Source organism: Caulobacter sp. GW821-FHT10A10, assembly GCF_059415745.1.
The window spans coordinates 198675-225198 of record NZ_JBWKNV010000007.1 but is presented as its reverse complement, the minus strand read 5'-3'; the positions used below and the strand labels follow the sequence as shown (position 1 = coordinate 225198).

At 68.5% G+C, this 26524-nt stretch carries 23 protein-coding genes and 1 tRNA gene (1 of these 24 running past the window's edge); 14 read left to right on the top strand and 10 right to left on the bottom strand.

Annotation, left to right across the window (positions count from 1 at the left end; genetic code table 11):
• Both AC07NS_RS20065 and galE read left to right on the top strand, forming a co-directional pair.
• Positions 1–35: transfer RNA gene (locus AC07NS_RS20065), tRNA-Asn, on the top strand (it extends 140 nt beyond the left edge of the window).
• 215 nt (positions 36–250) lie between these two features.
• Positions 251–1228: a UDP-glucose 4-epimerase GalE gene (gene galE, locus AC07NS_RS20060; RefSeq protein ID WP_494606092.1), complete on the top strand. Its 978-nt coding sequence runs from the start codon at positions 251–253 to the stop codon at positions 1226–1228.
• A 221-nt stretch (positions 1229–1449) separates the two neighbouring features.
• Here galE and AC07NS_RS20055 read toward each other — a convergent pair whose 3' ends face one another.
• Positions 1450–1881: a hypothetical protein gene (locus AC07NS_RS20055; RefSeq protein WP_110121238.1), complete on the bottom strand. Its 432-nt coding sequence runs from the start codon at positions 1879–1881 to the stop codon at positions 1450–1452.
• Between the two features lie 175 nt (positions 1882–2056).
• Between AC07NS_RS20055 and AC07NS_RS20050 the strand changes: the two genes are divergently transcribed.
• From AC07NS_RS20050 to AC07NS_RS20015, 8 genes are all read left to right on the top strand, one after another.
• Positions 2057–2386, top strand: a complete 330-nt coding sequence (locus AC07NS_RS20050) for a hypothetical protein (RefSeq protein WP_494606090.1) — start codon at positions 2057–2059, stop codon at positions 2384–2386.
• A gap of 99 nt (positions 2387–2485) precedes the next feature.
• Positions 2486–3058 carry a protein-L-isoaspartate O-methyltransferase family protein gene (locus tag AC07NS_RS20045; protein WP_110121236.1) on the top strand — a complete coding sequence of 191 codons (573 nt, stop codon included), beginning with the start codon at positions 2486–2488 and terminating at the stop codon, positions 3056–3058.
• 125 nt (positions 3059–3183) lie between these two features.
• A complete protein-coding gene (locus tag AC07NS_RS20040; RefSeq protein ID WP_494606087.1) occupies positions 3184–4632 on the top strand; it encodes a TolC family outer membrane protein in 1449 nt (482 codons plus the stop codon).
• Between the two features lie 135 nt (positions 4633–4767).
• Complete coding sequence (gene popZ / locus AC07NS_RS20035) at positions 4768–5310, top strand: pole-organizing protein PopZ (protein WP_487288656.1); 543 nt, start codon at positions 4768–4770, stop codon at positions 5308–5310.
• A 149-nt stretch (positions 5311–5459) separates the two neighbouring features.
• Positions 5460–8183, top strand: coding sequence for a valine--tRNA ligase (locus AC07NS_RS20030; RefSeq protein ID WP_494606085.1), 2724 nt, complete (start codon positions 5460–5462; stop codon positions 8181–8183).
• Positions 8184–8443: 260 nt separating this feature from the next.
• Positions 8444–10195 (top strand): class I adenylate-forming enzyme family protein, encoded by a 1752-nt coding sequence (locus AC07NS_RS20025; protein ID WP_494606083.1) that lies wholly within the window; start codon positions 8444–8446, stop codon positions 10193–10195.
• Between the two features lie 1087 nt (positions 10196–11282).
• A complete protein-coding gene (gene aspS, locus AC07NS_RS20020) occupies positions 11283–13121 on the top strand; it encodes an aspartate--tRNA ligase (protein WP_494606081.1) in 1839 nt (612 codons plus the stop codon).
• A gap of 108 nt (positions 13122–13229) precedes the next feature.
• On the top strand, positions 13230–13775 hold the full coding sequence (locus AC07NS_RS20015) for a hypothetical protein (RefSeq protein WP_494606079.1): 546 nt from the start codon (positions 13230–13232) through the stop codon (positions 13773–13775).
• Between the two features lie 10 nt (positions 13776–13785).
• On the opposite strand, the gene AC07NS_RS20010 is transcribed toward AC07NS_RS20015, so the two are convergent.
• Both AC07NS_RS20010 and AC07NS_RS20005 read right to left on the bottom strand, forming a co-directional pair.
• Complete coding sequence (locus AC07NS_RS20010; RefSeq protein ID WP_494606077.1) at positions 13786–14283, bottom strand: pentapeptide repeat-containing protein; 498 nt, start codon at positions 14281–14283, stop codon at positions 13786–13788.
• A gap of 77 nt (positions 14284–14360) precedes the next feature.
• Positions 14361–17090, bottom strand: coding sequence for a TSCPD domain-containing protein (locus tag AC07NS_RS20005; RefSeq protein ID WP_494606076.1), 2730 nt, complete (start codon positions 17088–17090; stop codon positions 14361–14363).
• Positions 17091–17312: 222 nt separating this feature from the next.
• Between AC07NS_RS20005 and AC07NS_RS20000 the strand changes: the two genes are divergently transcribed.
• Both AC07NS_RS20000 and AC07NS_RS19995 read left to right on the top strand, forming a co-directional pair.
• Positions 17313–17708 carry an NADH:ubiquinone oxidoreductase subunit NDUFA12 gene (locus AC07NS_RS20000; protein ID WP_492855459.1) on the top strand — a complete coding sequence of 132 codons (396 nt, stop codon included), beginning with the start codon at positions 17313–17315 and terminating at the stop codon, positions 17706–17708.
• 1 nt (position 17709) lies between these two features.
• Positions 17710–18369, top strand: a complete 660-nt coding sequence (locus AC07NS_RS19995; RefSeq protein WP_494606074.1) for a DUF2155 domain-containing protein — start codon at positions 17710–17712, stop codon at positions 18367–18369.
• Here the strand turns inward: AC07NS_RS19995 and aat are convergent.
• From aat to AC07NS_RS19975, 4 genes are all read right to left on the bottom strand, one after another.
• Positions 18306–18959: a leucyl/phenylalanyl-tRNA--protein transferase gene (gene aat / locus AC07NS_RS19990; protein ID WP_494606072.1), complete on the bottom strand. Its 654-nt coding sequence runs from the start codon at positions 18957–18959 to the stop codon at positions 18306–18308. The two genes, AC07NS_RS19995 and aat, sit on opposite strands and share 64 nt — an antisense overlap.
• 82 nt (positions 18960–19041) lie before the next feature.
• Positions 19042–20385 carry an acetyl-CoA carboxylase biotin carboxylase subunit gene (gene accC / locus AC07NS_RS19985; protein ID WP_494606070.1) on the bottom strand — a complete coding sequence of 448 codons (1344 nt, stop codon included), beginning with the start codon at positions 20383–20385 and terminating at the stop codon, positions 19042–19044.
• Between the two features lie 5 nt (positions 20386–20390).
• A complete protein-coding gene (accB, locus tag AC07NS_RS19980; RefSeq protein ID WP_494606069.1) occupies positions 20391–20900 on the bottom strand; it encodes an acetyl-CoA carboxylase biotin carboxyl carrier protein in 510 nt (169 codons plus the stop codon).
• 40 nt (positions 20901–20940) lie between these two features.
• On the bottom strand, positions 20941–21384 hold the full coding sequence (locus AC07NS_RS19975) for a type II 3-dehydroquinate dehydratase (RefSeq protein ID WP_494606067.1): 444 nt from the start codon (positions 21382–21384) through the stop codon (positions 20941–20943).
• 78 nt (positions 21385–21462) lie between these two features.
• Between AC07NS_RS19975 and thiS the strand changes: the two genes are divergently transcribed.
• A complete protein-coding gene (gene thiS, locus AC07NS_RS19970; protein WP_058346516.1) occupies positions 21463–21663 on the top strand; it encodes a sulfur carrier protein ThiS in 201 nt (66 codons plus the stop codon).
• Between the two features lie 1000 nt (positions 21664–22663).
• Entirely contained in the window at positions 22664–23479 is an 816-nt protein-coding gene (locus AC07NS_RS19965; RefSeq protein WP_110119826.1) for a thiazole synthase, read from the top strand.
• A 236-nt stretch (positions 23480–23715) separates the two neighbouring features.
• Here the strand turns inward: AC07NS_RS19965 and AC07NS_RS19960 are convergent, their stop codons facing one another.
• The 3 genes from AC07NS_RS19960 to AC07NS_RS19950 all read right to left on the bottom strand — a co-directional run bounded on the left by AC07NS_RS19960 (position 23716) and on the right by AC07NS_RS19950 (position 26425).
• Positions 23716–24039, bottom strand: a complete 324-nt coding sequence (locus AC07NS_RS19960) for a hypothetical protein (protein ID WP_494606065.1) — start codon at positions 24037–24039, stop codon at positions 23716–23718.
• 188 nt (positions 24040–24227) lie between these two features.
• Entirely contained in the window at positions 24228–24995 is a 768-nt protein-coding gene (locus AC07NS_RS19955) for a DsbA family protein (RefSeq protein WP_494606061.1), read from the bottom strand.
• A gap of 20 nt (positions 24996–25015) precedes the next feature.
• On the bottom strand, positions 25016–26425 hold the full coding sequence (locus tag AC07NS_RS19950) for a M48 family metalloprotease (protein ID WP_494606059.1): 1410 nt from the start codon (positions 26423–26425) through the stop codon (positions 25016–25018).
• Positions 26426–26524 lie beyond the last annotated feature (99 nt).

Genomic DNA, 26524 nt, shown 5'->3' with positions numbered 1-26524 from the left:
GCTGGTCGTAGGTTCGAATCCTACCCGCGGAGCCACTCTTCCTTCGATCCTTCGAAGGGTTCGCCGTCAGGAAGATTTCCCCTTCTGCCTTCGCCTGATCGTCCGGACGCGGCGCGTCCGTGGGCTCCATGGCCAAGGCTTTGGGGTTGCGGCCGGCGCAAGGTTCGGCGACATGCAGTGACGCCCGCGCGCCAGGATCGCGGGCGGCGAAAGAGGGCCGGTGTCCAGTTCCCAATCGATGTCCCAATCGATGTCCGGGTCGATTCTCGTGGCCGGCGGCGCCGGCTATATCGGGTCTCACGCCTGCAAGGCTCTGGCGGCCGCCGGCTACAGCCCCGTCACGCTGGACAACCTGGTCATGGGGCACGCCGACGCCGTGAAGTGGGGGCCGCTGCATGAGGGCGACATCCGCGACGAGGCCCTGGTGACCGAGCTGGTCGCCCGCTACGACATCAAGGGCGCGATCCACTTCGCCGCCCACAGCCTGATCGGCGAAAGCAACCGCGATCCGGCCAAGTACTACGACAACAACCTCACGGCCGGCGTGATCTTCGCCAAGGCCCTGGCCGACGCCGGCGTCGCGCCCCTGGTCGTCTCCTCGACGGCCTCGGTCTACGGCGCGCCCGAGGTCTCGCCCATTCCTGAGAGCCACCCGACCCGGCCGATCAATCCCTACGGCTCGACCAAGCTGGCCCTGGAAGACGCCCTGCGCTGGATGGAGCCGGCCTACGGTCTCAACGTCACCGTCCTGCGCTATTTCAACGCCGCCGGGGCCGATCCCGACGGCGAGATCGGCGAGCGCCACGAGCCGGAAACCCACCTGGTGCCGCTGCTGTGCCGCGCGATGCTGGGCCGCGCCGGGCCGCTGACCGTGTTCGGCGACGACTATCCCACGCCCGACGGCACGGCGGTCCGCGACTACGTCCACGTCACCGACCTGGCCGACGCCCACGTCCTGGCCCTGCGCCGCCTGATCGAGGGCGGGCGCGGCGACACCTATAATGTCGGTGCCGGGCAAGGGGCTTCGGTGCTGCAACTGATCAAGGCCGCCGAGGCCGTGGCCGGCAAGCCGGCCCCCTACGGCTACGGCCCCCGCCGTGAAGGCGACCCGCCGGCCCTGGTGGCCGACATCTCCCGCATCGCCGCCGACCTCGGCTGGCGACCGACCCGCTCGCTGGAGACGATGATCGCCGACGCCATGCGGTTCGAGGCGGCGCAGCACTCATGATCCCCTCTCTCTTTGAGAGAGGGAGGGGCCCGCGCCAAAGGCGTGGGAGGGTGAGAGGTAACAAACTCACCGATCTAGGCGCGGTCGAGCGATCGCGGCGGTTTCCTTGAGGCGTTTCGGGATTTGCCGGCCGACGGTGAAACCCCTCACCCTCCCACCGCTTCGCGGCGGGCCCCTCCCTCTCCCTATGGAAGAGGGTTCAAATAGGCGCGCTCGGGGGCCTACGCCTCCACCAGCTTCTGCAGCTCGCGATAATAGGTCTCGGTGTACTGGTGCTGCTGGTCCAGGCTGGCCAGCATCTCGGGACGGGCGAAGACCTCGGCGGGAATCGTCACGCCCTTGCGGCCGTGACGCACGCACAGGCCGTCGGCGATCAGGCCGCTGACGTGGCGGCGCACGGTCTCGGCCGGCATAGCCAGGGAATCGGCGATCTGCACCACCGTCACCGGTCGGCGCAGGGCGTCCTGGACCACCTTTTCCTTGGCGTCGAAGCCCATGTTGGGGCGGATATGGGCGGTGTTGGCCACCCAGATGGTGGTGAAGACGATGGCTCGGACCGGGTCGTTGCCGTGCAGGCCCTTGGCGACATCCAGCGAGCGTAGGAAATAACCCGCCGAGAGGCGGACAACCGCGCGCCGAACATCCGTGCTCATACCGTCCCCTGAAGCCCCTGGACCGATTAACCGTGGTGCTGAGTCGCCGCGCCAGCAAAATTCACCATGTCCCCATTTTGGGGACAGTATGCTTTTGGGGGAGGCGTTAACGACGATTTTGCGCCATACGGGCCGCCGAATTCAGGGGAAAGCGTACGCGGGGGCGCGGCTGGGCATGAGTGAGATCGAAGCCAGATTGCGTGAGGCCGCCACCGCCGTGGGTGTGGAAAGCCGTATCGAGGTGCTGCTGAAAAGCGTCGAGGAAGCCATCGAAAGCTACCCCGACGACGCCGACCCGCGTTACCTGACCCGCCTGATGGACCAGCGCACCGCCTTGCTGGAACCGGATCTGGCGCTGATCGCCCGCATCGCCGTGCAGCTCTGCGAGAACGACGCCGCCCGCGCCGCCGTGCTCGGTCCGCCCCTGGCCACGGCCGCCACGGTCTGTCCGCTGATGCGTCCGGCCGTCAACCAGCTGCGCCGCCTGCTCGGCGAAGGGGTCTGACGCGACGCCGAACGCCTTGCATCCGTAATGCAAGCGGCTGATTGCCTTCCGACGAGACGCGGACCTATAAGCCTGTCGAACCGCTTTCCGAGGAAGTCCATGAGCTCCGATTTCGCGGCCGCCCGCCTGAACATGGTGGAAAGCCAGATCCGCACCGCCGACGTGACCGACCTGCCGCTGCAGGACGCCCTGCGTGTGGTTCCGCGCGAAAACCTCGTGCCTGCTGGCAAGGCCTACCTGGCCTATGCCGACGCCGAAGTCGAATACGCGCCGGGCCGTACGCTGATGCGTCCGCGCGACATCGGCAAGCTGCTGCAGATCATCAAGCCGCGCGCCGGCGAGAAGGCCCTGGTCATCGCCGCGCCGTACGCCGCCGTGGTGCTGGAGACCATGGGCCTGGCCGTCACCCGTCTCGACGGCGACGACCTGACCGCCGTCCCGGCCGGCGAATACGACGTGATCGTCACCGAAGGCGCCGTGCCGAAGGCGCCGGCCTCGTGGACGGGGGCTCTCGCCCTGCACGGCCGTCTGGGCGTCGTCGAGCGCCAGGGACCCGTTGGCCGCGCCACGCTCTATGTCCGCGCCGAAGACGGCGTGGCGGGTCGTCCGGTGTTTGATTCGACGCCGTCGCTCCTGGCCGGTTTCCCGGTCGAGGCCGGCTTCGCGTTCTGATGCGGGCCTTTTTCACGCGGGCGCACAACGCCTGCGTGAAAAAAGCTTAACTAGCGACGGTTGACGGCCGGCCTTACAGCGCTGGTATTGAAGCGAAAGCTTCGGGTGTGTTGGGGAATAACGGGATGTCGAAGAGCCGTCGGGCCGGGTTACTGGCCGCCGCCTGCTGCATGGGTTTCATGGCCTCGGCCGCGAACGCCGAGACGCTGACCGACGCCGTCGCCCTGGCGTATCAGACCAATCCGACCCTGCAGCAGCAGCGCGCGGTGCAGCGGGCCACGGACGAGACCGTCGTGCAGGCCAAGACCGGCTTCCGTCCGACCGTCAGCGCCACCGCCGACATCTCGGCTTCGCGCACCGACTACGCCAACACCACCTCGGCGGGTCTGGATCGCCTGAAGACCAGCGGCAGCGGCGCCACCGTCTCGCTGTCGCAGCCGCTCTATACGGGCGGCAAGGCCAGCGCCAACCTGACGGCCGCCGAAGCGACCGTCCTGGCCGGCCGTGAGGACCTGCGCAGCGTCGAGCAGTCGGTGCTGGCTACCGTCATCACCGCCTATGTCGACGTCCGCCGCACCGAGGAAAGCCTCCGGATCGCCCAGGAGAACGTCAACGTCCTGACCCGTCAGCTCGACGAGTCGAACGCCCGCTTCGAGGTCGGCGAGATCACCCGCACCGACGTGGCCCAGTCGCAGGCGCGCCTGGCCGCCGCCAAGGCCAGCCTGTCCTCGTCCCAGGCGAACCTGGCCGTCGCCCGCGCCAACTACGCGCAGGTCGTCGGCCAGAACCCGACCGACCTGGCGCCCGAGCCTTCTCTGGCGGCCCTGCTGCCGGCCAGCGTCGAGCAGGCCTTCGACGCCGCCGAGGCCAACAACCCCGCCGTCGTCGCCGCCCGCTACAGCGAGCAGGCCGCCACGGCCGACGTCGCGGCGGCCCGCGCCGCCTACCTGCCCACCGTCTCGGCCGGCGCCAGCCTGGGTTACGACGCCAGCGAGGTGAACGGCGCCGGCAAGCAGTTCGGTGATTACGACCGCGCCGTCGCCGGCTCGATCACCGCCCGCGTGCCGATCTTCACCGGCGGCCTCAACGCCTCGGCCGTCCGCGCCGCCCGCGAGCGCGAGAACGCCGCCCGCATCGCCGTCGAGGGCGCCAAGCGCACCGTCGTGCAGCAGGTCTCGTCGGCCTGGAGCACCCTGCTGGCCGCCCGCGCCAACCTCGTGTCCAACGAGGAGCAGGTGAGGGCGACCAAGATCGCCTTCGAGGGCGTCCGCCAAGAGCAGCAGGTCGGCCTGCGCACCACGCTCGACGTGCTCAACGCCCAGCAGGAGCTGCGCGCCGCCGAACTGGCCCTCGTGACCGCCCGCCGCGATGAATACGTCGCCAGCACCGGCGTGCTGCAGGCCATGGGCGCGCTCGACATCGCCAAGCTGGCCCCCGGCGTCGAGCGTTACGATCCCAAGACCTCGTACGACAAGGTCAACCACGCCTTCGGGTGGGTGCCGTGGGAGCCGGCCGTGCAGGCGCTCGACAAGATCGCCTCGCCGGCCGTGGCGACGCCCGCTCCGGGTAAGTAAGTCCGTCCAATCCTGGACGAATCATCGCCTCGCCCATCCTTGGCCTTGCTTAAGCCGTGCAAGTCTGCACCATCGGTGGTGCGCGTCTTGCAGGACGCCAAGGATTCGTAGCCCTTTAATACGGCCCAGCCCATCATGTCCGACCAGAGCTCTCAAGAACCGACGATGGAGGAGATCCTCGCCTCGATCCGGCGGATCATCTCCGAAGACGACGCTCCGGCGGCCGAAGCGCCGCCGCCCGCGCCCGAGCCGGTTCCCGAGCCCGAGCCGCTGATCGAGGACGACGTCCTCGACCTGACCGACCCGATCGAGCCGCCGGCTCCGGTCGAGACGCTCGGCGACCTCGACGTCTACACCCCGGAACCCGAGCCGGAGCCGGCCTATGAGCCGCCGCCCCCGCCGCCGGAACCGGCCTACACCCCGCCCGCGCCGGCCTTCAATCGCGACGAAGTGGCCGAGACCCTGGTCGGCGACCACGCCGCCGGCCTCGCCGCCAGCGCCTTCGGCAGCCTGAGCTCGGCCCTGCTGATGCCGGCCAACGGCCGCACGCTGGAAGACGTCGTCCGCGAGCTGCTGCGCCCGCTGCTCAAGGAGTGGCTGGACACCAACCTGCCGCGCATCGTCGAGAACAAGGTCGAGGAAGAGGTCCACCGGATCTCCCGCGGCCGCGGCGTATGATGCTGGCGTCGCCTCGCATCTAGCGGGGACCGACGCCGTGAAATTGGAAAGGCGGTCGCATGCGCGGCCGCCTTTTTCCGTATCCAAATCCCCGATAATCCCGTCGCCCGGTTTCGCCGGCCGGCCGCAAATGGCATATCCCCTCCGCCATGCTTGAAAAGACCTTCGATCCCAAAGCCGTCGAACCGCGCCTGTACGCCGCCTGGGAGGCCTCCGGGGCCTTCAAGCCGAGCGAGGATCCGAACGCCGAGCCGTTCGTCATCGTGATCCCGCCGCCGAACGTCACCGGTTCGCTGCACATCGGCCACGCGCTGAACAACACGCTGCAGGACGTGCTGACTCGCTTCCACCGCATGCGCGGCAAGGCCGCCCTGTGGCTGCCGGGCACCGACCACGCGGGCATCGCCACCCAGATGGTGGTCGAGCGCCAGCTGGCCGCCGCGGGCAACATCGGCCGCCGCGACATGGGCCGCGACGCCTTCGTCGAGCGCGTCTGGGAATGGAAGGCCGAAAGCGGCGGGGCGATCACCAACCAGCTGCGCCGCCTGGGCGCCAGCTGCGACTGGTCGCGCGAGCGCTTCACCCTGGACGAGGGCCTGTCGGCCGCCGTCCGCAAGGTGTTCGTCCAGCTCTACAAGCAGGGCCTGCTCTATCGCGACAAGCGGCTCGTCAACTGGGACCCCCAGTTCCAGACCGCCATCTCCGACCTCGAGGTCGAGCAGAAGGAGGTCGACGGCGCCTACTGGCACTTCGCCTATCCGCTGGCCGACGGCGTGACCTACCAGCACCCCGTCGCGTTCGACGACGAGGGCAAGCCGACCCAATTTGAGACACGCGACTACATCGTCGTGGCCACCACCCGTCCCGAAACGATGCTGGGTGACACGGGCGTCGCCGTCCATCCGTCGGACGAGCGCTACAAGGACCTGGTCGGCAAGGATGTCGTCCTGCCGATCGTCGGCCGCCGCATCCCGATCGTCGCCGACGACTACGCCGACCCGACCAAGGGCTCGGGCGCGGTGAAGATCACCCCGGCGCACGACTTCAACGACTTCGGCGTCGGCAAGCGCGCCGGCCTGCCGGCCATCAACATCCTGACCCCCGAAGCCAAGCTCAACGACGCCGTCCCGGCCGAGTACCAGGGCATGGACCGCTTCGCCGCGCGCAAGGCCATCGTCGCCCGCGCCGAGGAAGAGGGCTGGCTGAAGGAGATCGAGAAGACCAAGCACATGGTCCCGCACGGCGACCGGTCTGGCGTGGTCATCGAGCCCTACCTGACCGATCAGTGGTACGTCGACGCCTACACCCTGGCCCAGCCGGCCCTGAAGGCCGTCGAGACCGGCGAGACCGTCTTCGAGCCCAAGCATTGGGAAAAGACCTACTTCGAGTGGCTGCGCAACATCGAGCCCTGGTGCGTCTCGCGCCAGCTCTGGTGGGGCCACCGCATTCCGGCCTGGTTCGGCCCGGAAGGTTCGATCTTCGTCGAGGAAACCGAGGAGGCCGCCTACGCCGCCGCCCGCGAGCAGTTCGGCGCCGACGTGGTCCTCAACCGTGACGAAGACGTGCTCGACACCTGGTTCAGCTCGGCCCTGTGGCCGTTCTCGACCCTCGGCTGGCCGGAAAAGACCCCGGACGTCGCCCGCTTCTACCCGACCAGCACCCTGGTCACCGGCTTCGACATCATCTTCTTCTGGGTCGCCCGGATGATGATGATGGGCATCCACTTCATGGGCGAAGCCCCGTTCAAGCAGGTGTTCATCAACGCCCTCGTCCGTGACGAGAAGGGCGCCAAGATGAGCAAGTCCAAGGGCAACGTCATCGACCCGCTCGCCCTGATCGACGAGCTGGGCTGCGACGCCGTGCGCTTCACCCTGACCGCCATGTCGGGCCAGGCGCGCGACATCAAGCTCTCCAAGCAGCGCATCGAGGGCTACCGCAACTTCGGCACCAAGCTGTGGAACGCCACGCGCTTCGCCCAGATGAACGGCTGCGTCCGCGTCGAGGGCTTCGACCCTGCAAGCGTGACCCAGCCGATCAACAAGTGGATCCGTGGCGAGGTGGTCAAGACGCTCGGCGAGGTCACCAAGGCCCTCGAAGCCCCGGCCTTCGATGAGGCCGCCGGCAGCCTCTACCGCTTCATCTGGAACGTCTTCTGCGACTGGTACCTGGAGCTGGCCAAGCCGATCCTCAACGGCGAGGACGAGGCCGCCAAGGCCGAGACCCGCGCCACCACGGCCTGGGTGCTCGACCAGATCCTGATCCTGCTGCACCCGGTGATGCCGTTCATCACCGAGGAGCTGTGGGACAAGACGGCGGAAGAGGGCGGTCCGGCCCGCGAAGCGATGCTGATTTCGACCTCGTGGCCGGAAATGCCGGAAAGCTGGATCGACGCCGACGCGGCCGCCGAGATCGGCTGGCTGGTCGACACGGTCGGCGAGATCCGCTCGCTGCGCGCCGAGATGAACGTGCCGCCGTCGGCCAAGCCGGCCCTGGCCGTGGTCGGGGCGGGCGAGGGCACGCAAGCCCGCCTGTCGCGTCACCGCGACCTGCTGGTCAGCCTGGCGCGTCTGGGCGAAGTGTCGCTGGCCGACGCGGCTCCTGCCGGCACGGCGCCTGTGGTGATGGGTGAAGCGACCGGCGCCCTCGGCGTCGCCGAATTCATCGACGTCGCCGCCGAGAAGGCCCGTCTGACCAAGGAGATCGCCGGCCACGTGTCGGAGATCGAGAAGACCGGCAAGAAGCTCGGCAACCCCGACTTCCTGGCCCGCGCCAAGCCCGAGGTCGTCGACGAAAACCGCGAACGCCTCGCCGAGGCCGAAGCGGCGAAGGCCAAGCTGGAAGCGGCCCTCGGCCGCTTGGCGGCGATGGCCTAACTGCGATCCCTCTCCCCTTGCGGGAGAGGGTGGCCCCGCGGAGCGGGGTCGGGTGAGGGGTCTCTCAGAACCCTCCGCGCGACCCCTCATCCGTCGGCTTCGCCGCCACCTTCTCCCGCAAGGGGAGAAGGACGGGGCGGCCAACTAAACATTGTTCCCCTATCTATCCAAACGACCGTTTACATCGGTCGCCCCGCCGTGCTTACTCGACGGAAACGCGCCGCTTCCAACGAGCGCGAGCTACACCGGGAGAGTAACGAATGACCCAGGCCGCTCACGCCTTGCCCCCTTGGCCCGCCATGTCGGTGAAACAGGCCTACGCCCTGATCACCGCCCCGGGAACGCCCGGCGAGATGGAGGAGGTGGTGATCCGCGGCGTGCCGACGCGGACCTGGAAGAACCTCCCGCCCACCCTGCGCCACACCCTGCAGGTCGGCCGTACCCACGGCGACAAGATCTATCTCGTCCACGAGGACGAGCGGGTCAGCTTCGAGGCCTTCTACCGCGCCGTCACCGTCTTCGCCGCCGAGCTGGAGGCCAAGGGCGTCAAGAAGGGCGACCGGGTGGCTCTGGTCATGCGCAACCTGCCCGAATGGCCGGTGGCCTTCTATGCGGGCCTCTCCATCGGCGCGATCCTCACCCCGCTGAACGCCTGGTGGACCGGGCCGGAGCTGGAATACGGCCTCGTCGATTCCGGCGCCTCGGTGGCGGTGATGGACGTCGAGCGCTTCGAGCGCCTGGCCGAGCATTTCGACAACTGCCCCGACCTCCAGCGCGTCTACGTCTCGCGCGCCAAGGAAGAGATCGCCCATCCCTATGTCACGCGCCTGGAAAGCGTGATCGGCGGCCCCAACGATTGGATCAAGCTGGACGAAAAGCCGCTCTCGACCGTCGAGCTGGGTCCCGAGGACGATGCGACGATCTTCTACACCTCCGGCACCACGGGTAAGCCCAAGGGCGCCCTGGCCACCCACCGAGCCGTCAACAGCAACATCTTCGCCGCCGCCGCCGCTTCGGCGCGCAGTTTCCTGCGCCGTGGCGAGGCCCCGCCCCAGCCCGATCCCAGCCTGCCGCAGAAGGGCGCGCTGATCTCGGTGCCGTTCTTCCACGCCACCGGCTGTTTCGCGGTGATGAACCCTGGCCTGTTCGGCGGCGCCAAGCTGGCCATGATCCGCAAGTGGGATCCCGAAAAGGCGATGCAACTGATCCAGGACGAAAAGCTGACCCAGATGGGCGGCGTGCCGACCATCGCCTGGCAGATCATCGAGCATCCGTCCCGCGACAACTACGATCTGTCGTCGCTGGAGGCCGTGGCCTATGGCGGCGCGCCCTCGGCGCCGGAACTGGTGCGCAAGATCAAGGAGATCTGGCCGAAATCCTCGCCCGGCAACGGCTGGGGCATGACCGAGACCTCGGCCACCGCCACCTCCAACTCGGGCGAAGACTACGAGAACCGTCCCGAAAGCTGCGGCCCGGCCGTACCGGTCACCGACCTGAAGATCATGACCCTTGAGGCGCCTTACCAAGAGCTGCCGGTCGGTTCGGTGGGTGAACTGTGGTGCAAGGGGCCGCAGGTGGTGAAGGGCTACTGGAACAAGCCCGAGGCCACGGCCCAGACCTTCGTCGACGGCTGGGTGCGCACCGGCGACCTGGCCCGCCTCGACGAAGAGGGCTTCTGCTACATCATCGACCGGGCCAAGGACATGCTGATCCGTGGCGGCGAGAACATCTACTGCATCGAGGTCGAGAACGTCCTCTACGACCACCCGGCGGTGATGGACGCGGCCCTGGTCGGCGTCGACCACAAGACCCTGGGCGAAGAACCCGCCGCCGTCGTCACCCTGAAACCCGGCGCCGAAGCCACCGAAGACGAACTCCGCGCCTTCGTCGCCGACCGCCTGGCCGCCTTCAAGGTGCCGGTGCGGGTGGTGTTCTGGCCCGAGACCCTGCCGCGCAACGCCAACGGCAAGATCCTGAAGACCGAACTGAAGAAGGTCTTCGTGACGGGATAAAAGATCCTCCCCCCTCTGGGGGAGGTGGCCCAGAGGGCCGGAGGGGGACGGCTTCAGCTGCCTAGGCGCTGGCCTTCCTCCTCCCGTAAAATCCCCGCTTTCGCGATCCCTCTCCCCTTGCGGGAGAGGGTGGCCTCCGAAGGAGGTCGGGTGAGGGGTCTCTCAGAAATCAAAGCTGCGGGCGGCTGTCAGGCCGGGCGAGGCGTCTCCCATCTGAGAGACCCCTCATCCGACGACCTTCGGCCGCCACCTTCTCCCGCAAGGGGAGAAGGATCGGGAGATACGCACACCAACCGCACGGTGAACTCGAAAAAGAGTTCAACAAACTCAAAGCCCTACAACTTTATAACCCCAACTTATCCCCGCCCTTTCCAGGCCCCCCATAATCATCCCCATCCCAGCCACGGGGAGGGCTCTTGGTACCGGCCCGAGTTAGCGGCTGTGGATCGCATCGAGCGGGGCCGCTTGGGGCGTCATGGGAAGGGCGGGTTTGCAGGATCGCTCAGAAGGCGTGATTGGGCCGCCAGCCGTTCCGTGACGAAACTTGCGGGTCGACAGGGTCGGGATCGTTTCAAACCGGCCTAACAGGATCAGCCGAGGCCGCCGCCGGATCACCGCGGGGCTATTGGTCCTGCCCGTCCGAGGGACAACCGGGTCCAGGGTTGAAAAAGCACCCGCGCCCCCGGTCCTTCGAGCCAATGATGTGGCGGAGCGGTCAGACGAAGCCGAAACGCTAAACAACATCACGGTCTCCGGGCTCCGCCCGGCCGCTCCGCGCCTCCCCACCCACTTTCGTGAGTTTTCACGGGAGTGCGAGAAGCCGTGCCTCGAGGAACCTCCCCCTGTGGGCGAGGCGATCGCGCAGCGATCGGTGGGGGGAGTAATTGTGAAACCACCCACCGCCCCGGAAGCTGAAAATGGCCCCCCACCGGCCTTCGGCCGCCTCCCCCAGAGGGGGAGGTTCCTAAGGGCGCCCGCCATCTTCTCCCGCAGGGGCACAAGGAACAAGATTGTCAGAATCCTTGACATAAACGCCCCCGCATGCGCCTTTCCGCGCCTTGCAAATCAACGCGTTTCAAAGCCTTTCATGACCACGATGCACGCCTATCGCACCCATAACTGCGGCGCTCTTCGGTCCAGCGACACCAACGCCAGTGTGCGTCTGTCGGGCTGGATCCACCGCAAGCGCGACCACGGCGGCCTGGTCTTCATCGACCTGCGCGACCACTACGGCCTGACCCAGCTGGTGCTGCACCCGGAGACCCCGGGCTTCGCCATCGTCGAGCGCCTGCGCGCCGAGAGCGTCATCCGCGTGGACGGCCAGGTCGTGGCCCGCGACGCCAGCGTCGTGAACCCCAACCTGCCGACCGGCGAGATCGAGATCCGCGTCACCGACGTCGAGGTGCTGTCGACCGCCGACGAGCTGCCGTTGCCGGTCTTCGGCGAGCCGGACTATCCCGAAGAGATCCGCCTCAAGCACCGCTATCTCGACCTGCGTCGCGAGACCCTGCACAAGAACATCGTGCTGCGCTCGCGCGTGATCCAGTCGATCCGCAACCGCATGTTCGCCCAGGGCTTCAACGAGTTCCAGACGCCGATCCTGACGGCGTCGTCGCCGGAAGGCGCGCGCGACTTCCTGGTGCCTTCGCGTCTGCATCCCGAGAAGTTCTACGCGCTTCCCCAAGCGCCCCAGCAGTTCAAGCAGCTGCTGATGGTCTCGGGCTTCGACCGCTACTTCCAGATCGCCCCGTGCTTCCGCGACGAAGACCTGCGCGCCGACCGTTCGCTGGAATTCTACCAGCTCGACGTCGAGATGAGCTTCGTCACGCAAGAAGACGTGTTCGCCGCCATCGAGCCGGTGATGCACGGCATCTTCGAGGAGTTCGGTTCGGGCAAGCCGGTCTCGCCGATCAGCGAGACCCACACCTTCACCAACGACTTCGGCGCGACGCTCGAGCACAAGGGCTTCGAGCGCCTGACCTACGCCCAGTCGATGGCCTGGTACGGCAGCGACAAGCCGGACCTGCGCAACCCGATCAAGATGGCCGACGTCTCCGAGCACTTCCGCGACGGCGGTTTCGGCCTGTTCGCCAAGATCCTCGGCGCCGACGCCAAGAACGCCATCTGGGCCATCCCGGCCCGGACCGGCGGCTCGCGCGCCTTCTGCGACCGCATGAACAGCTGGGCCCAGGGCGAAGGCCAGCCGGGCCTCGGCTACGTGTTCTGGTCGGAAGACCAGGGCGGCTGGGGCGGCCCGATCGCCAAGAACCTGGGCGAACCCACCCAGGCGCTGATGGAAAGCCTGGGCCTGGGCAAGGGCGACGCCGCCTTCTTCGTGGCCGGCGACCCGGCCGTGTTCGCCAAGTTCGCGGGTCTGGCCCGCACCCGCGTCGGCACGGAGCTGAAGCTGGTCGCCGAAGAGCAGTTCAAGTTCTGCTGGATCGTCGACTTCCCGATGTTCGAGTGGAACGAGGACGAGAAGAAGGTCGACTTCTCGCACAACCCGTTCTCGATGCCGCAGGGCGGTCTGGAGGCCCTGGAGACCCAGGACCCGCTGACCATCCGCGCCTACCAGTACGACATCGTCTGCAACGGCTACGAGCTGTGCTCGGGCGCGATCCGGAACCACAAGCCCGAGATCATGCTCAAGGCCTTCGAGACCGCCGGCTACGGTCCGGAAGTGGTCGAGGAGCAGTTCGGCGGCATGCTGAACGCCTTCCGCTATGGCGCCCCGCCGCACGGTGGTCTGGCCCCCGGCATCGACCGCATCGTCATGCTGCTGGCCGAGCAGGTCGCCATCCGCGAAGTCATCGCCTTCCCGCTGAACCAGCAGGGCCAGGACCTGCTGATGAACGCCCCGGCCAACGTGCTCGACAAGCAGCTCAAGGAACTGCACATCCGCACCGCCCCGCCCATCAAGGTCTAAGGATCTGAGGGCAAGCGCCTGAAAGTCAAAGCCCTCCGGCCGCTCGGCTCGGAGGGCTTTTTCGTGTTATGGTGCCGCTGTCGGGGGTGCGCCCAGGGAGGGTTCCCGATGTTCAGGACCGCTTTAGCGCTTTCCCTTTGCCTGTCCGCCGCGACGGTCGCCCAAGCCGCGCCGCCCTCGGCCGCCGACCAGAAGATCATCGCCAGCGCCATGTCGGCCGCCCCGCCGGCCATCGGCAAGGACGCGGCGATCATGACCTTCGCCGCCGACGGCTCGATGCGCCATCTGCGCGACGGGACCAACGGCTACACCTGCATGCCGGACATTCCGACCACGCCAGGCGTCGATCCCATGTGCGCCGACGCCAACGCCATGGAATGGGCGAGCGCCATGTTTGGCCGCAAGCCGCCGCCGGAAGGCAAGCCGGGTTTCATCTACATGCTCAAGGGCGGCTCGGACCCCAGCAATCTCGATCCCTACGCCCAGAAGCCGGCGATGGGCGAAGGCTGGGTCACGACGGGACCGCACGTCATGGTCGTCGGCGCGCCGGGCATGCTGGCCGGCTATCCCGGCGGCGCGCGTCCGGATACGTCGAAGCCCTACGTCATGTTTCCGGACACGCCCTATGCGCACCTGATGCTGCCGGTGCGCTGAGACTTTCGGATCAGCGGCAGCGCGGGATCGACAGGCCGCGCGGCAGGGTCGTCGAAGGATCGCCACAGGCGCGGTTCAGCTGCGCCTGCGTCAGGCCCGTGGCCCGGTCGAGTTCGGCGCCCGAGAAGTTGACGCCCGACAGGTCGGCGCCGGCGAAGCTGGCTCCTTCCAGATAGGCGCCGACGAAGGTCGCGTTGGTCAGGTTCGTGCGGGCGAAGCTGGCCCCGCCGAACACGCCGCCATAGGCGTTGACGTCGCGCAGGTCGCCGCCGGTGAACCGCGTGCGGCCCATTACGGCCAGCGACAGGTCGGCCTGACGCAGGCGTGCGCCGGCCAGGTTCTTGGCCTTCAGCGTCAGGCCTGACAGGTCGGCCTGGAAGAGATTGCACTTGGGGCAGTCGGCGCCGCGGCGCACGCGCTCGATCTGTCCGGCGTTCTGCGCCAGGGCGGGACCGGCCAGGGCCAGGGTCGACAGCGCGGCGGCGGCGAGGAGGGCCAGCGGTTTCATTTCGGCACGCGTCCTAGGCGATGGAAAGGGCGAGGTACGGGACTTGCGACCTTCGCAGCAAGCCCCGCGCCAGAAACTCATCCCCGGGGGGAAGGCCGTTCTGCCTGGCCGTTGCAGCTTTCGCAGACCACGAGGCCGCCCTTGCGGCTCAGGGCGACGTCGCCGCAGGCCGGGCAGATGTCGGCCTGGTCGGCCTGCGCACTGGTCTTGGCCTCGTCGTCCTTGCGGCGGCCGAAGGCGGCGAAGACCAGGTTGTCGGGCGTCGCGCCCCGCGAGAAGCCCTTGGAGATGAACTTCGAGGCCGGCAGCGGCGCGGGTTCCTCGGCTTCGTCCTCGGTCTCGGCGTTCTTGCCCCGGCCCAGGCCGTCGGCGTTGAACTCCTGCGGGTCGCCGTTGGCCAGGTCGTCGCGGCCCAGGTACGAAACCCCGAGCTCGCGGAAGATGTAGTCGAGGATCGAGGTCGCCGACTTGATCGAGTCGTTGCCGGTCACCGGCCCGGCCGGCTCGAACTTGGTGAAGACGTAGGCGTCGACGAACTCGTCCAGCGGCACGCCGTGCTGCAGGCCCAGCGACACGGCGATGGCGAAGTTGTTCATCAACGAGCGGAAGGCCGCGCCTTCCTTGTGCATGTCGATGAAGATCTCGCCGACCTCGCCGTCCTCGTATTCGCCGGTGTGCAGATAGACCTTGTGACCGCCGACGGCGGCCTTCTGGATGTAGCCCTTGCGGCGGTCGGGCAGCTTGCGGCGCTCGCGCCGGCGCTCGACCACCTTCTCGACCACGCGCTCGGTGACGACTGGCTCGGGCGGGCGCGCGCGCGGCGCTTCCGCGGGTGCTTCGGGCAGGTCGAGCGTGAAGCCGGCGGGAGCGGCGGCGCGCGACAGCTTCAGGGCCCTCACGCCGGCGCGGGCGGCCGAGGCCTGCAGCCGCAGCAGGTCGGCCGGGCGGGCGTCGAAAGGCGCGACCAGAGCCAGCGGCCGCGGCGCGCAGGCGAAGGCCTCGACGGCGGCGGTGAAGACGATGCGGTCGGCCTGACTGGGCGCTTCGAAGGCGCGGAACAGGCTCTGGACTTCCGGCGTCAGGGTCGACGCGTCGTGAATGCGACCCGTCCCGACGGCGTGGGCCTGGGCGGCGGTGATCGTCTCCGCCGTGAAGCCGGCGAAGGCCAGGGTGTCGAAGGCGGGATCGGCCAGCCCCTCGGCGGGGGCGCCCAGCACGTCGCTGAGGAAGTCGGCGCCGACCACGGCTGGCGCGAACGCCGCGCGCAGGTCGCCAGTGGAGCGCAGGACGCCTTCGGCCAGGGCGATCTCGTGGCCCGTGAAGCCGACGGCGGCCAGGGCGCGATGGTCGAGGCCTTGGGCGTCTTCCAGCGACCCGGCGCCAAGCGCGTGCAGGCGCGCGGCGTCGAGATCGGCGCCGACGGAGCGCAGGGCCGACTGGGCGGCGCCGGAGAGTTGGCGCACGGCGACGCCGTCGAGGGTCTCGGCGGCCTGGATCAGGCTCCAGGCGGTGTCGAGGCCAGGGCGAGCGCCCAGGCGCAGGGCTGTTTCGGCGTCTTCGAAAGCGGCGACGACGCCCGTTCCGCGCAGGCCGTGGGCGCGCACGGCGGTCAGGGCGCGATCGAGTGAGGCGGCAGCTTCGGCGGCGAGTGGCGCATCGAGCTTGGCGGCGAGCGCCGCGCGTTCGGCGAGCGTGTCCACGACGCGCTGTTGGTCGGCCGTGAAGGTCTCGGCGGGGCCGAGGGCGCCCGCGACCTCGGCGGAGGCGGTCAGAGCCTCGCCGGCGGCCAGGGCCCACAGTGCTGCGGCGGCGTCGCGACCGGCGGGCGTCGCGGGCGACAGGCCCTGAGCCAGCAGCCAGTCACCGACGCCCGCCAGGCTCAAGGCCACGGCGCCGTTGATCGGTCGCTCCAGCTCCAGCGCGGTCGCCCAGAGGCGCACGGCGTGGCGGAAGCCGGCGATGTCGAAGCCTTCGTCGCCGAGGAAGGCGGCGGCGTTGACGGCGGCGCGGACCGCGTGGCCGGCGGACAGATGATCGGCGTTTGCGGGCGACAGGGCCAGGACGAGTTGGCCGGTCTCCCAGCTGGCGCGCGCGGCGAGGGCGGCCGCTTCGTCGCCGGCGGCGACGTCGGCCGGTTCGGCCAGGGCCAGCAGCGGCGCTGGCGTGGCCGGTTCGGGAAGCCGCGACGGGAAGTTTGCGGCGCCGGCTGATGTGATGGCGTCGGCGATGCTGGCGTCGCTGGCGCCGGCGGCGCGAGCGCGTTGAGCGGCGCGAGCCAGGGCGACATTGCGGCCGGGATCCGAGCAGGCCCGGGCGTCGCCCTCGCAACGCAGGACCGCGTTGGATACGTCCGTCAGAGCCGCTTCCAGCTGGGCTGCTGCTTCCAGTGCGAGGCGGCCGGCGCGGGCCTGGCCGATGTGCTCGGCGGCGGCGGCGCGGAATTCGATGGCGGCGACGTGCAGCGGAGCGGGCAGGGCGGCGCCCGGACCCGCTGGGGCGGCGAGGCCCGCGAGCAGGCTGTCGACGAGACCGGTGGCGAAAGAGCGGGCGTCGTCTTCCGAGGCGAAGAGGCCGGCGGCGCGGCCCGCCTGCGTCAGGCGCGCGGCGTAGCGCTCTGGCGCGCCTTCGAGGATGGATTCAGAGTCGGCTTCGCCCGGGGCGGCGATCCACGCCCAGTCCAGCCAGGCCTCGACGCGGGCGTCGGTCCAGCCCAACGGGGCCAGGGTTTCGACGAAACGGTCGGGCCGTTCGATCTCGCGCAGGTCGATTTCCGGCGCTCGGCCGGTGAAGAGTCGTTCAAAGCGCATGGGCCGATTCCGCGGCGGGTGCTTCGTCATGGTGTCAACCCTAAACCGTGGGTCGGTAACCATCAATAGATGTTGGGGCTGTGCACAGTGCTGTCCACAACATCTTGAAGGCGCATGTCGCGTCGCCTCGGCTGGACGCTGGCGGCGCGGCGACCTATAGTCCGCCCGCTTCGCGCCGCGCTTTTTCGGTCGCGAAGGCCTTTGCCAGATGGATGCCGCGCAGTGCTGAAAGCGATCTTCACGTGGTGGAACGGAGCGACCCTGGGTCAGCGCTTCCACATTTCCCGCCGGGGCGTGTTTGTTGGCCAGGACGAGTTCGGCAACCGCTACTTCGAAGCCCGCGACAACAAGGACAGCTACGACGAGCGCAAGCGTCGTTGGGTGATCTACAACGGCTACGCCGAGGCCTCCAAGGTTCCGCCCGATTGGAGCGGCTGGCTGCACTACACCTTCGACGAGCTGCCGACGCAGGCCCCGCTGCCGCGTCGCGCGTGGGAGAAGGATCACCTGCCGAACCTCACCGGCACCGTCCACGCCTGGCGTCCGAAGGGCGCCATCGGCCGTGGCGGCGAGCGCGCTGTCGCCACCAGCGACTACCAGTCCTGGTCGCCGGAATAAGATGAGCCTCAAGCGGCGCAGCCTGCAGGGCGCGGCGATCCTGGTCGCCGTGGTTCCGTTCGCCGTCGGCGCCGCCTGGGCGCTGCAGGCCGCTCCGCAACAGGCGCGGCCGGTGCAGCAGCCGCCCGCGGCCACGACCGCGCCGGTCGCTCAGCCCGCGCCCGTCGCGCCGACGCCCAAGCCGGTGCAGCAGGCGACGCCGACCAACGCCGCGCCGCCGCCCGAGCCTTCGCCGCCGCCGGCCGCCGAGCCAGTTCCGGCCAAGCCCGTGGCCCAGACCCCGATCAAGCCCACCGAGCCCGCCAAGCGCGGCCGCTATGGCGTGGCGATCATCCAGGCGCTGGACAAGGTCACGACCGAGACCATGCGCTTCGAGGTCCCGGTGGGGCAGCCGATCCGCTACAAGACCCTGGTCTTCACCGTGCGGGCCTGCGAGGCCACGGCTTCGGACGAGGTTGCGCCGGACCAGATCGCCTATCTGACCATCGATACTCAGCCCAAGGCCCTGCCGGGTCGCGCCGCGCCGGCCGGACGGCAGGTGTTCAAGGGCTGGATGTACGCCAGCTCCCCGGGCCTGAACCCGCTGGAGCACCCGGTCTATGACGCCTGGCTGATCGCCTGCAAGACATCGACGCCGGTCGCCGAAGGCCCCAGCAAGTAGAAATCCGCCTGGGCCGTCAGGGCCTTGGACAGCCGCCGCTTGTAGTCGGCGCGTGAGATCTCCTGCGTGCCGAACTGCGCCAGGTGGTCGGTGATGAACTGGGTGTCGAGCAGCTTGTAGCCGCCGACCAGCAGCCGGCCGACCAGATGCACCAGCGCCACCTTGCTGGCGTCGCGGGCGGTCGAGAACATGCTTTCGCCGAAGAAGGCCGCGCCCAGCGAGACGCCGTAGAGCCCGCCGACCAGCTGCCCGTCCTGCCAGCACTCGACGCTGTGGGCGCGGCCGGCGGCGTAGAGCATGCCGTACATCTTCTGGATCGGGGCGTTGATCCAGGTCTCCAGCCGACCCGGGCGTGATGAGGCGCAGGCCTCGACCACGGCGTCGAAGGCGGTGTCGACGCGCACGTCGAACGGCTCGCTGCGCACGGTGCGGGCCAGGCGCCGGGGCACGTGCATGGCTTCAAGCGGCAGCACGCCCCGCCATTGCGGGTCGATCAGGAAGAGGCGCTCGTCGTGACGAGCGTCGGCCATGGGGAAGACGCCGCGTTCGTAGCAGGCGACGAGATCGTCGAGGCCGAAGGCGTCGTCCATGGGTGGTTCAGTCGATCCTTGAGCCTTGAGAGCGTCATCCGTCGGCTCCCGGCAGGCGGGAGCCGACGAAGACATTAAGGCCTCAGCCCTGCGACTTGATCCAGCGTTCCAGCCAGTGGATGTCGTAGTCGCCGGCCAGGATGTCGGGCTGGACCAGCAGATCCTGGAACAGCGGGATCGTGGTCTCGACGCCGCCGACGACCATTTCGCCCAGGCAGCGCTTGAGGCGCGCGATGCACTCCTCGCGGTCGCGGCCGTGGACGATCAGCTTGCCGATCAGGCTGTCGTAGTAGGGCGGGATCGAATAGCCGGTGTAGATCGCCGAATCGAGGCGAACGCCCAGACCGCCCGGCGCGTGGAAGTCCGTCACCGTGCCCGGCGAGGGCGTGAAGGTGCGGGCGTTCTCGGCGTTGATGCGGCACTCGATGGCGTGGCCTTCGAACACGACGTCGTCTTGGGTGAACGACAGCGGCAGGCCCGCGGCGATGCGGATCTGCTCGCGCACCAGGTCGATGCCGGTGATGGCTTCGGTGACCGGATGCTCCACCTGCAGGCGGGTGTTCATCTCGATGAAGAAGAACTCGTCGTTCTCCCACAGGAACTCGATGGTGCCGACGCCGAGGTAGCCGATGGCCTTGACCGCATCGACGACGATCTTGCCGATCTTGGCGCGACCTTCGGCCGACAGGGCGGGCGAGGGGGCTTCTTCCAGCACCTTCTGGTGGCGGCGCTGCAGCGAGCAGTCGCGTTCGCCCAGGTGCACCACGTTGCCGTGGCTGTCGGCGATGACCTGCAGCTCGATGTGGCGCGGCTTCTGGAGGTAGCGCTCCATGTAGACCGTGTCGTCGCCGAAGGCGGCGCGGGCTTCGGCGCGGGCCGTCGAGACGGCTTCGGCCAGGTCGTCACGGGTCTGGGCGACCTTCATGCCGCGACCGCCGCCGCCGGCGGCGGCCTTGATCAGCACCGGGAAGCCGATCTTGTCGGCGGCCTCGAAGGCCTCTTCCTCGGTCGAGACGCCGCCGTCAGAGCCGGGAACGACCGGGATGCCGGCGTCCTTCACGGCCTGCTTGGCGGTGATCTTGTCGCCCATCATCCGGATGTGCTCGGGCTTCGGGCCGATGAAGGTGAAGCCGTGCGCACCGACGATCTCGGCGAAGCGGGCGTTCTCCGACAGGAAGCCGTAGCCCGGGTGGATGCCCTGGGCGCCGGTGATCTCGGCCGCGGCGATGATCGACGGGATGTTGAGGTAGCTCTTGGCCGCCGGCGCGGGGCCGATGCAGACGCTTTCGTCGGCCAGGCGCACCCACATCGAGTTGGAGTCGGCCTCGGAGTGGACCGCCACGGTGGCGATGCCCATTTCCTTGCAGGCGCGGTGAACCCGGAGCGCGATCTCGCCCCGGTTCGCGATGAGGATCTTGTCGAACATCGCGCTTACTCGATGATGACCAGCGGCTCGCCGAACTCGACCGGCTGGGCGTCGCTGATCAGGATCTCGACGACCTTGCCGCCCTTGGGCGCGGCGATCGGGTTCATGGTCTTCATGGCTTCGACGATCAGCAGCGTCTGACCGGCGTTGACGGTGTCGCCGACCTTGATGAAGGCGTCGGCGCCCGGCTGCGGCGAGAGGTAGGCGGTGCCGACCATCGGCGACTTCACGGCGTCGCCACGGGCGGCGGCCGGAGCCGGAGCGGCGGCGGCTTCGGCGGCGGGCGCGGCGACCGGGGCCGGGGCGGCCAGCGGCGCGGCCACGGCGGCCGGAGCGGCCTGGACGTAGGCGGTCGGGGCGACGGTCAGTTCACGGGCGACGCGGATCTTCAGGCCGGCATGCTCGACCTCGATCTCGCTCAGGCCGGTGTCCTTCAGGATGTCGGCGAGCTTGCGGACGAGGCGGGCGTCGATCGACGGGGTTTCGACCGTCTCGGGAGCCTTCGGATTGGACATTGAAATCGTACCTTATGGTTCTGGGCCGGGAGCGCGGACGTCAGTCGGCGCTGATCAGTCCGGCGGCGGCCTCGATGGCCAGTTCATAGCTTGCAGCGCCAAAGCCCGAGACTAGGCCCGTCGCGGCAAGCGAAACGAAGGTGTGGCGACGGAACTCCTCCCGCGCCGCAGGGTTCGACAGGTGACACTCGATGACCGGGATGTTCAAGGTCTTCAGGGCGTCGAGGAGGGCGATGGAGGTGTGTCCATAACCCGCCGGATTGATCACGAGCGCGCTGGCCTCGGTGCGAGCTTCCTGCACCCAGTCGATCAGCACGCCTTCGTGATTGCTCTGCCGGAAAACGACGGAAAGCCCCTTGGCCGCGGCCCGCGCTTCGCAGCGCTGGCGCACGTCATCCAGGGTGTCCTTGCCGTATATCTCGGGCTCCCGCGTTCCCAACAGGTTGAGATTGGGCCCGCTCAGCACATGGATCGGTTTGACCATTCGGCTCCGCCGTCGATTCCGGAGGTCTTGTATAGCCGGTTCCCTCGCGTCACAAGCATGCCTCGCTTCGGAGGTGAGATGAGACTTCTACTGAACGGCGAAGACCGCCAATTCGACGGCGTCGCCAGCATCGCGGACCTGGTGGCCGCTCTGGGCCTGGACGCGCGCAAGGTGGCGGTCGAGCGCAACCTCGAGATCGCCCCGCGCTCGCTCTATGCCGACACGGCGCTGGCCGATGGGGACCGGATCGAGATCGTGACCTTTATCGGTGGCGGGTGAGTTCCGGGTCCTTCTCCCCTTGCGGGAGAAGGTGGCGCCGATAGGCGTCGGATGAGGGGTCTCTCAAACGTGAGACACCTCCGCCCGGCCTGACCGCCGCACGCGGTTTCGCTTTCTGAGAGACCCCTCACCCGACCTCCCTCCGGGAGGCCACCCTCTCCCGCAAGGGGAGAGGGAACGGGTTCGCGGCCTCTCGCGCGATTGCGCAGAGCTTGTGGAGAGGGCGCGGGGCGTCCGGGCCTCGCCCGGAGCTGTGAGTTTGAATACCGTTTCGACGAAGCTGGACGCCCCGCGCGATCGTTATGCCTCAGGCCGGGGCGCGCGGGCCTCTTCCGCCCTTCACCCCCTTCGGCGTATGCCTTCCCCGGAACCGGGCTGTAAGCTTCGCTAGCCATCGCGTGCAGACAGAAGGCGCCGGAGCGGACCCTCGGACGGGCGGGAGCCTATGACAGGCAAGCTCCCGATGGATGGGTTTACGTCCCCCATCCTCATTTAAGCCTTCAGGCCCGGCTCTCGCCGCTCCTTCAGCCCCGCTCGATCGCATCACCGCCGCACGCTTCGGGCCGGATCCTTGCGCCCTCTCCCCGCGACGGGACGGGGTCCATTATGCAGCGGGTTTCAGCGCGTCTGATCCAGAACGCTTAGAAAGTTGCAAGGGTTTGGATTGGTTGGGGTTCATGGAGCGATCAGCGGGGATAGACGCTCGCCAATCCCCATCAGCCCAACCCAACACCGCCTTCCTGGGCCTTGTGCCCAGGATCCATCGTTCAGCCGCTCAGACCTGTCGAGGTCGGCCGAGGTTTGAGCGGTCGCCGGCATGGGCCCTCGCCACAGGGGCGAGGGAGGCGGAGTGGAACGGTGAAAAGCCTGGGTCCCCGCTTTCGCGGGGATTTTACGGAGGAGGGGAGCAGGTCGGTGGAAGCCAGGCAATCCCGACAGTCGATCACCCCCGCGTCTCTACGGATTTGAATCCCAAGCTGCCCAGGCGTAAACCGGCCGGATGAACGCGCACGTTTCCCCCGAATCCGCCGTCCAGACCGTCGACGCCGACGAGACCTGGACCGTCGCCGGCCGCACCTTCCGCTCGCGCCTGATCGTGGGCACCGGCAAGTACAAGGACTATGCGACCAACGCCGCCGCCGCCCGCGCGGCCGGGGCCGAGATCGTCACCGTGGCCGTGCGTCGCGTGAACCTGACCGACCCCAGCCAGCCGCTGCTGGTCGACTACGTCAAGCCGACCGAGTTCACCTATCTTCCGAACACGGCGGGCTGTTTCACCGGCGAGGACGCCGTGCGCACCCTGCGCCTGGCCCGCGAGGCCGGCGGCTGGGACCTGGTCAAGCTGGAGGTCCTTTCCGACCCCAAGACCCTGTTCCCGGACATGGAAGAGACCCTGCGCTCGCTGAAGCTGCTGGTCGCCGACGGTTTCCAGGTGATGGTCTACTGCTCGGACGACCCGGTCTACGCCCGGAAGCTGGAAGAGGCTGGCGCGGTGGCGATCATGCCGCTGGGCGCGCCGATCGGCTCGGGCCTGGGCATCCAGAACCGCGTCAACCTGCGGATCATCATCGAGAACGCCAAGGTGCCCGTGCTGGTCGACGCCGGCGTCGGCACGGCCTCGGACGCCGCGATCGGCATGGAGCTGGGCTGCGACGCCATCCTGATGAACACCGCCATCGCCGAGGCCAAGGACCCGATCCGCATGGCCAAGGCCATGAAGCACGCGGTGATCGCCGGGCGGGAGGCCTATCTGGCCGGGCGGATGCAGAAGCGGCTGTACGCCGATCCGAGCTCGCCGCTGGCGGGGCTGATCTAGGCTTTTCCAACGGTCGTCATCCCGGAAACGGTGAAGCCGTTATCCGGGACCCAGGGGGCTGGGCGGAGCGGTCGGGTTCGCCGCCCAGGCGGTTGCTGGCGCACTGCGCCGACCCCTGGGTCCCGGCTCTCCGCTTCGCTGCGGCCGGGATGACGATGAATTAGCGAGAAAGGTGAGGGCGGCTGAAAACGGCCCCCCTCCGGCCCTTCGGGCCACCTCCCCCAGAGGGGGAGGATCTAGGCCTTGAAGTCGACCAGCACGCCCTTCTTCTCCTCGGCCTGCTGGGTGACCTCGTCCTTGATCATCTGCTTGATCTGGTCCTCGACCTTCTGGCGCTCCTTGGGATCCATCGCAGCCACCTGCTCCTCGGTGAGGCCGAGCTTGCCGAGGATGGCCGCGCGCATCTTCTCGGCCGGCGACTTGGAGGCGTAGTCGTAGAGTTCCTGCTTGGCCCCGCCGAGGCCGGACGTGGTGGAGGCGAACTGGGCGGTCGCGCCGTTGACGCGATCGGCGGCCGCGGTCGACAGGATCGACCAGGAACTGGAACCGGAAACAAGCATGGCAACTCCCGCCGAAGATCTGGCGGGAGATGCAAAGCAAACGCCGTGCAAGCGGGGCTCGCACGGCGGTTACCAAAGATTTCAAAAGGTTGCGGCGACGTGTCGCGGGAGGATCCGGTCGGAGCGGCAAAGCTTGCCGCGCCGTTTCGACCGCCGGGCGAACCCTGCCGCCCGGATCGCCCCTGGCGTCAGCCCTTCTTCTTGCTGGCCGCCAAACGAGCTTCCTCGATGGCCAGCTTCAGGGCGTTCATGTCGGCGCCCGGGATCATCTTGTCGCCGACGATGAAGGCCGGGGTGCCTTCGATGGCCAGGGTCTGGGCCAGGCCCTGGATGTCCTGCAGCTGCTGGGTGACGGAAGCGCTCTGGCCGGCGGCGCGGGCCTTGGCGACATCGACGCCGGCGGCCTTGGCCAGGCGATCGACGGCGGCGTCGTCGAGGCTCTTCTCCTCCATCATCGCCTTGTAGACCGCCAGGGTCTTGCCCTGGTCCTGAGCGCCGATCGCCATGCGGGCGGCGACCTCGGAGGTGTGGCCGAAGATCACGAACTCCTTGAAGACGAAGCGGACGTCGGGGTTCTTCTCGATGATCTCGAGGATCTGCGGGGCGGCCAGCTTGCAGTAGCCGCACTTGTAGTCGAAGAACTCGGTGACGGTGATCGTGCCGTTCGGGTTGGCCACGAAGTCGCGCGGGTCGCGCTCGATGGCCTGGCGGTGCTTGGCGATGGCGCCCTGCGACTTGGCCGAGGCCTCGGCCAGCTGCTTCTCCTGAAGCCTGGCGCTGACCTCCAGCAGAATCTCCGGGTGCTCCAGCAGATAGGCGCGCACCTTCTTGCCGAAGGCCTCGTCGACCTTGGGCGTGTCGGCCTTGCCGGCGGTCTGGGGCTGGCTGCAGGCGGCCATGCCGATCGACAGGACGAGGCCGGCGGCGGCGAAGGCGAGGGGACGGCGAAGGGGCATTCAGGTCTCTATGCGGGAGGTCAGTGGCCGAACAGGCCCTCTTTGGCGAGCGCCTTGAGGTCCTGGTCGCTGGGCTTGGAGGCCAGCACGATGTCGGTGGCGCGCCGCCACTCGGGGGTGTCCTTCTTGAGCAGTTCGCGGGCGCGCATGGCGAACACCCGGGCCTCGCGGACGGCGCCCAGGTTGAAGTACTGCTCGGCGGTGGCCAGGCGGGCGTCGCCGTCCTTGCCCTGCTTGTCGTAGGCCTGGGCCAGGAGGCGCCAGGCCACGGCGTTGTCGCTTTCGTTGACCAGGGCGCGCTTCAGCTCGCCGACGCCTTCTTCGACCTTCTTGGGATCGTCCAAGCCGATCAGGGTCTGGCCCAGATTGATGCGCAGCAGGGCCGCGTCGGGCTTCAGGGCGACCGAGCGCCGCTGCGGCTCCTCGGCCAGGGCCACGCGGTTGAACTCGAACAGGATCTGGCCCTTGAGCTCCCAGAGATAGGGGTTCTTCTCGTTCTCGGAGATCAGGTCGTCGAGGATGCGCAGGGCCCGGTCGGGCTCCTTCATCTGGTAGTAGGCGATGGCGCGGGCGTAGCGGGCGGGGAAGCCGCGGTCGCTTTCGCGGTACTTGATGAGGGCCGTCTGCGGGTTGATGAAACCCTCCAGCTTGGCCTTCATGATCTCGTGCTCGGCCAGTTCGTCTGGGCTGTCGACGGCGTCGTAGTGCGGCAGGCGCTCGACCTTGGCCCGCAGGGCCTCGATGCGGTCGGACGACAGCGGGTGGCTGCGGAAATAGGCGAAGCGCCGCGACTGGTCGAAGACCTCCTGGTAGCGGAAGTTGTCGAAGAACTCGACGAGGCCGCGGCCCGACTGGCCGGTGGCCTCCAGGAAGTTGGCGCCGGCCTGGTCGGCGCGCGATTCCTGCTCGCGGCTGTAGCCCAGGGCGCCCAGCGTGCCGAAATAGCTGGCGTTGCCGAACAGCACCGCGCCGGCGTCGGGCGCGCCGGCAAGCGCCGCCAGGACGCCCAGGCCCATGGTCAGGATCATCGGCTTGAGGCCGGCCTTCATCATCTCGTCGGAGCGCAGCGGGTGGGCGCCGGCGAGGTGGCCGCTTTCGTGGGCGATGACGCCCTTCAGCTGGTTGGGCGTCTCGGTCTGCAGGATCAGGCCGGTGTTGAGGCCCATCATCAGGCCCTGGGTGGCGAAGGCGTTCAGCTCCTTGTCGCCGACCAGCAGGATGCGCACGGTCTTGGGATCCAGGCCCGCCGCCGCATAGATCGGGTCGGCGTCGCGATGCAGGATCTCTTCGATCTCGGTGTCGCGGATCAGGGAGATGCCGCCGTCCTGGGCGTGGGCCGCGCTGATCGGGGCCATGACGGCGGTCAGGAGCGCCAGGGCCGAGAGGCCGGCCCCGAAGGTCTTGCCGACCGCCCTCTTGCGGGACGTCATCGATGGTCTCCTGGTCGCGCCCCCGCGCCGTCCGGCAGACTAGCGCGCTTCGAGTGGGAATCGCAAAGGCTAGGCTTGTTCAGAGCGTGGCTGGTCTAG

Bases quoted from the DNA above. Each gene is read 5' to 3' on its own strand.
- galE (WP_494606092.1), top strand. From the start codon at position 251: ATGTCCGGGTCGATTCTCGTGGCCGGCGGCGCCGGCTATATCGGGTCT.
- AC07NS_RS20055 (WP_110121238.1), bottom strand. From the start codon at position 1,881: ATGAGCACGGATGTTCGGCGCGCGGTTGTCCGCCTCTCGGCGGGTTAT.
- AC07NS_RS20050 (WP_494606090.1), top strand. From the start codon at position 2,057: ATGAGTGAGATCGAAGCCAGATTGCGTGAGGCCGCCACCGCCGTGGGT.
- AC07NS_RS20045 (WP_110121236.1), top strand. From the start codon at position 2,486: ATGAGCTCCGATTTCGCGGCCGCCCGCCTGAACATGGTGGAAAGCCAG.
- AC07NS_RS20040 (WP_494606087.1), top strand. From the start codon at position 3,184: ATGTCGAAGAGCCGTCGGGCCGGGTTACTGGCCGCCGCCTGCTGCATG.
- popZ (WP_487288656.1), top strand. From the start codon at position 4,768: ATGTCCGACCAGAGCTCTCAAGAACCGACGATGGAGGAGATCCTCGCC.
- AC07NS_RS20030 (WP_494606085.1), top strand. From the start codon at position 5,460: ATGCTTGAAAAGACCTTCGATCCCAAAGCCGTCGAACCGCGCCTGTAC.
- AC07NS_RS20025 (WP_494606083.1), top strand. From the start codon at position 8,444: ATGACCCAGGCCGCTCACGCCTTGCCCCCTTGGCCCGCCATGTCGGTG.
- aspS (WP_494606081.1), top strand. From the start codon at position 11,283: ATGACCACGATGCACGCCTATCGCACCCATAACTGCGGCGCTCTTCGG.
- AC07NS_RS20015 (WP_494606079.1), top strand. From the start codon at position 13,230: ATGTTCAGGACCGCTTTAGCGCTTTCCCTTTGCCTGTCCGCCGCGACG.
- AC07NS_RS20010 (WP_494606077.1), bottom strand. From the start codon at position 14,283: ATGAAACCGCTGGCCCTCCTCGCCGCCGCCGCGCTGTCGACCCTGGCC.
- AC07NS_RS20005 (WP_494606076.1), bottom strand. From the start codon at position 17,090: ATGCGCTTTGAACGACTCTTCACCGGCCGAGCGCCGGAAATCGACCTG.
- AC07NS_RS19995 (WP_494606074.1), top strand. From the start codon at position 17,710: ATGAGCCTCAAGCGGCGCAGCCTGCAGGGCGCGGCGATCCTGGTCGCC.
- aat (WP_494606072.1), bottom strand. From the start codon at position 18,959: ATGGACGACGCCTTCGGCCTCGACGATCTCGTCGCCTGCTACGAACGC.
- accC (WP_494606070.1), bottom strand. From the start codon at position 20,385: ATGTTCGACAAGATCCTCATCGCGAACCGGGGCGAGATCGCGCTCCGG.
- accB (WP_494606069.1), bottom strand. From the start codon at position 20,900: ATGTCCAATCCGAAGGCTCCCGAGACGGTCGAAACCCCGTCGATCGAC.
- AC07NS_RS19975 (WP_494606067.1), bottom strand. From the start codon at position 21,384: ATGGTCAAACCGATCCATGTGCTGAGCGGGCCCAATCTCAACCTGTTG.
- thiS (WP_058346516.1), top strand. From the start codon at position 21,463: ATGAGACTTCTACTGAACGGCGAAGACCGCCAATTCGACGGCGTCGCC.
- AC07NS_RS19965 (WP_110119826.1), top strand. From the start codon at position 22,664: ATGAACGCGCACGTTTCCCCCGAATCCGCCGTCCAGACCGTCGACGCC.
- AC07NS_RS19960 (WP_494606065.1), bottom strand. From the start codon at position 24,039: ATGCTTGTTTCCGGTTCCAGTTCCTGGTCGATCCTGTCGACCGCGGCC.
- AC07NS_RS19955 (WP_494606061.1), bottom strand. From the start codon at position 24,995: ATGCCCCTTCGCCGTCCCCTCGCCTTCGCCGCCGCCGGCCTCGTCCTG.
- AC07NS_RS19950 (WP_494606059.1), bottom strand. From the start codon at position 26,425: ATGACGTCCCGCAAGAGGGCGGTCGGCAAGACCTTCGGGGCCGGCCTC.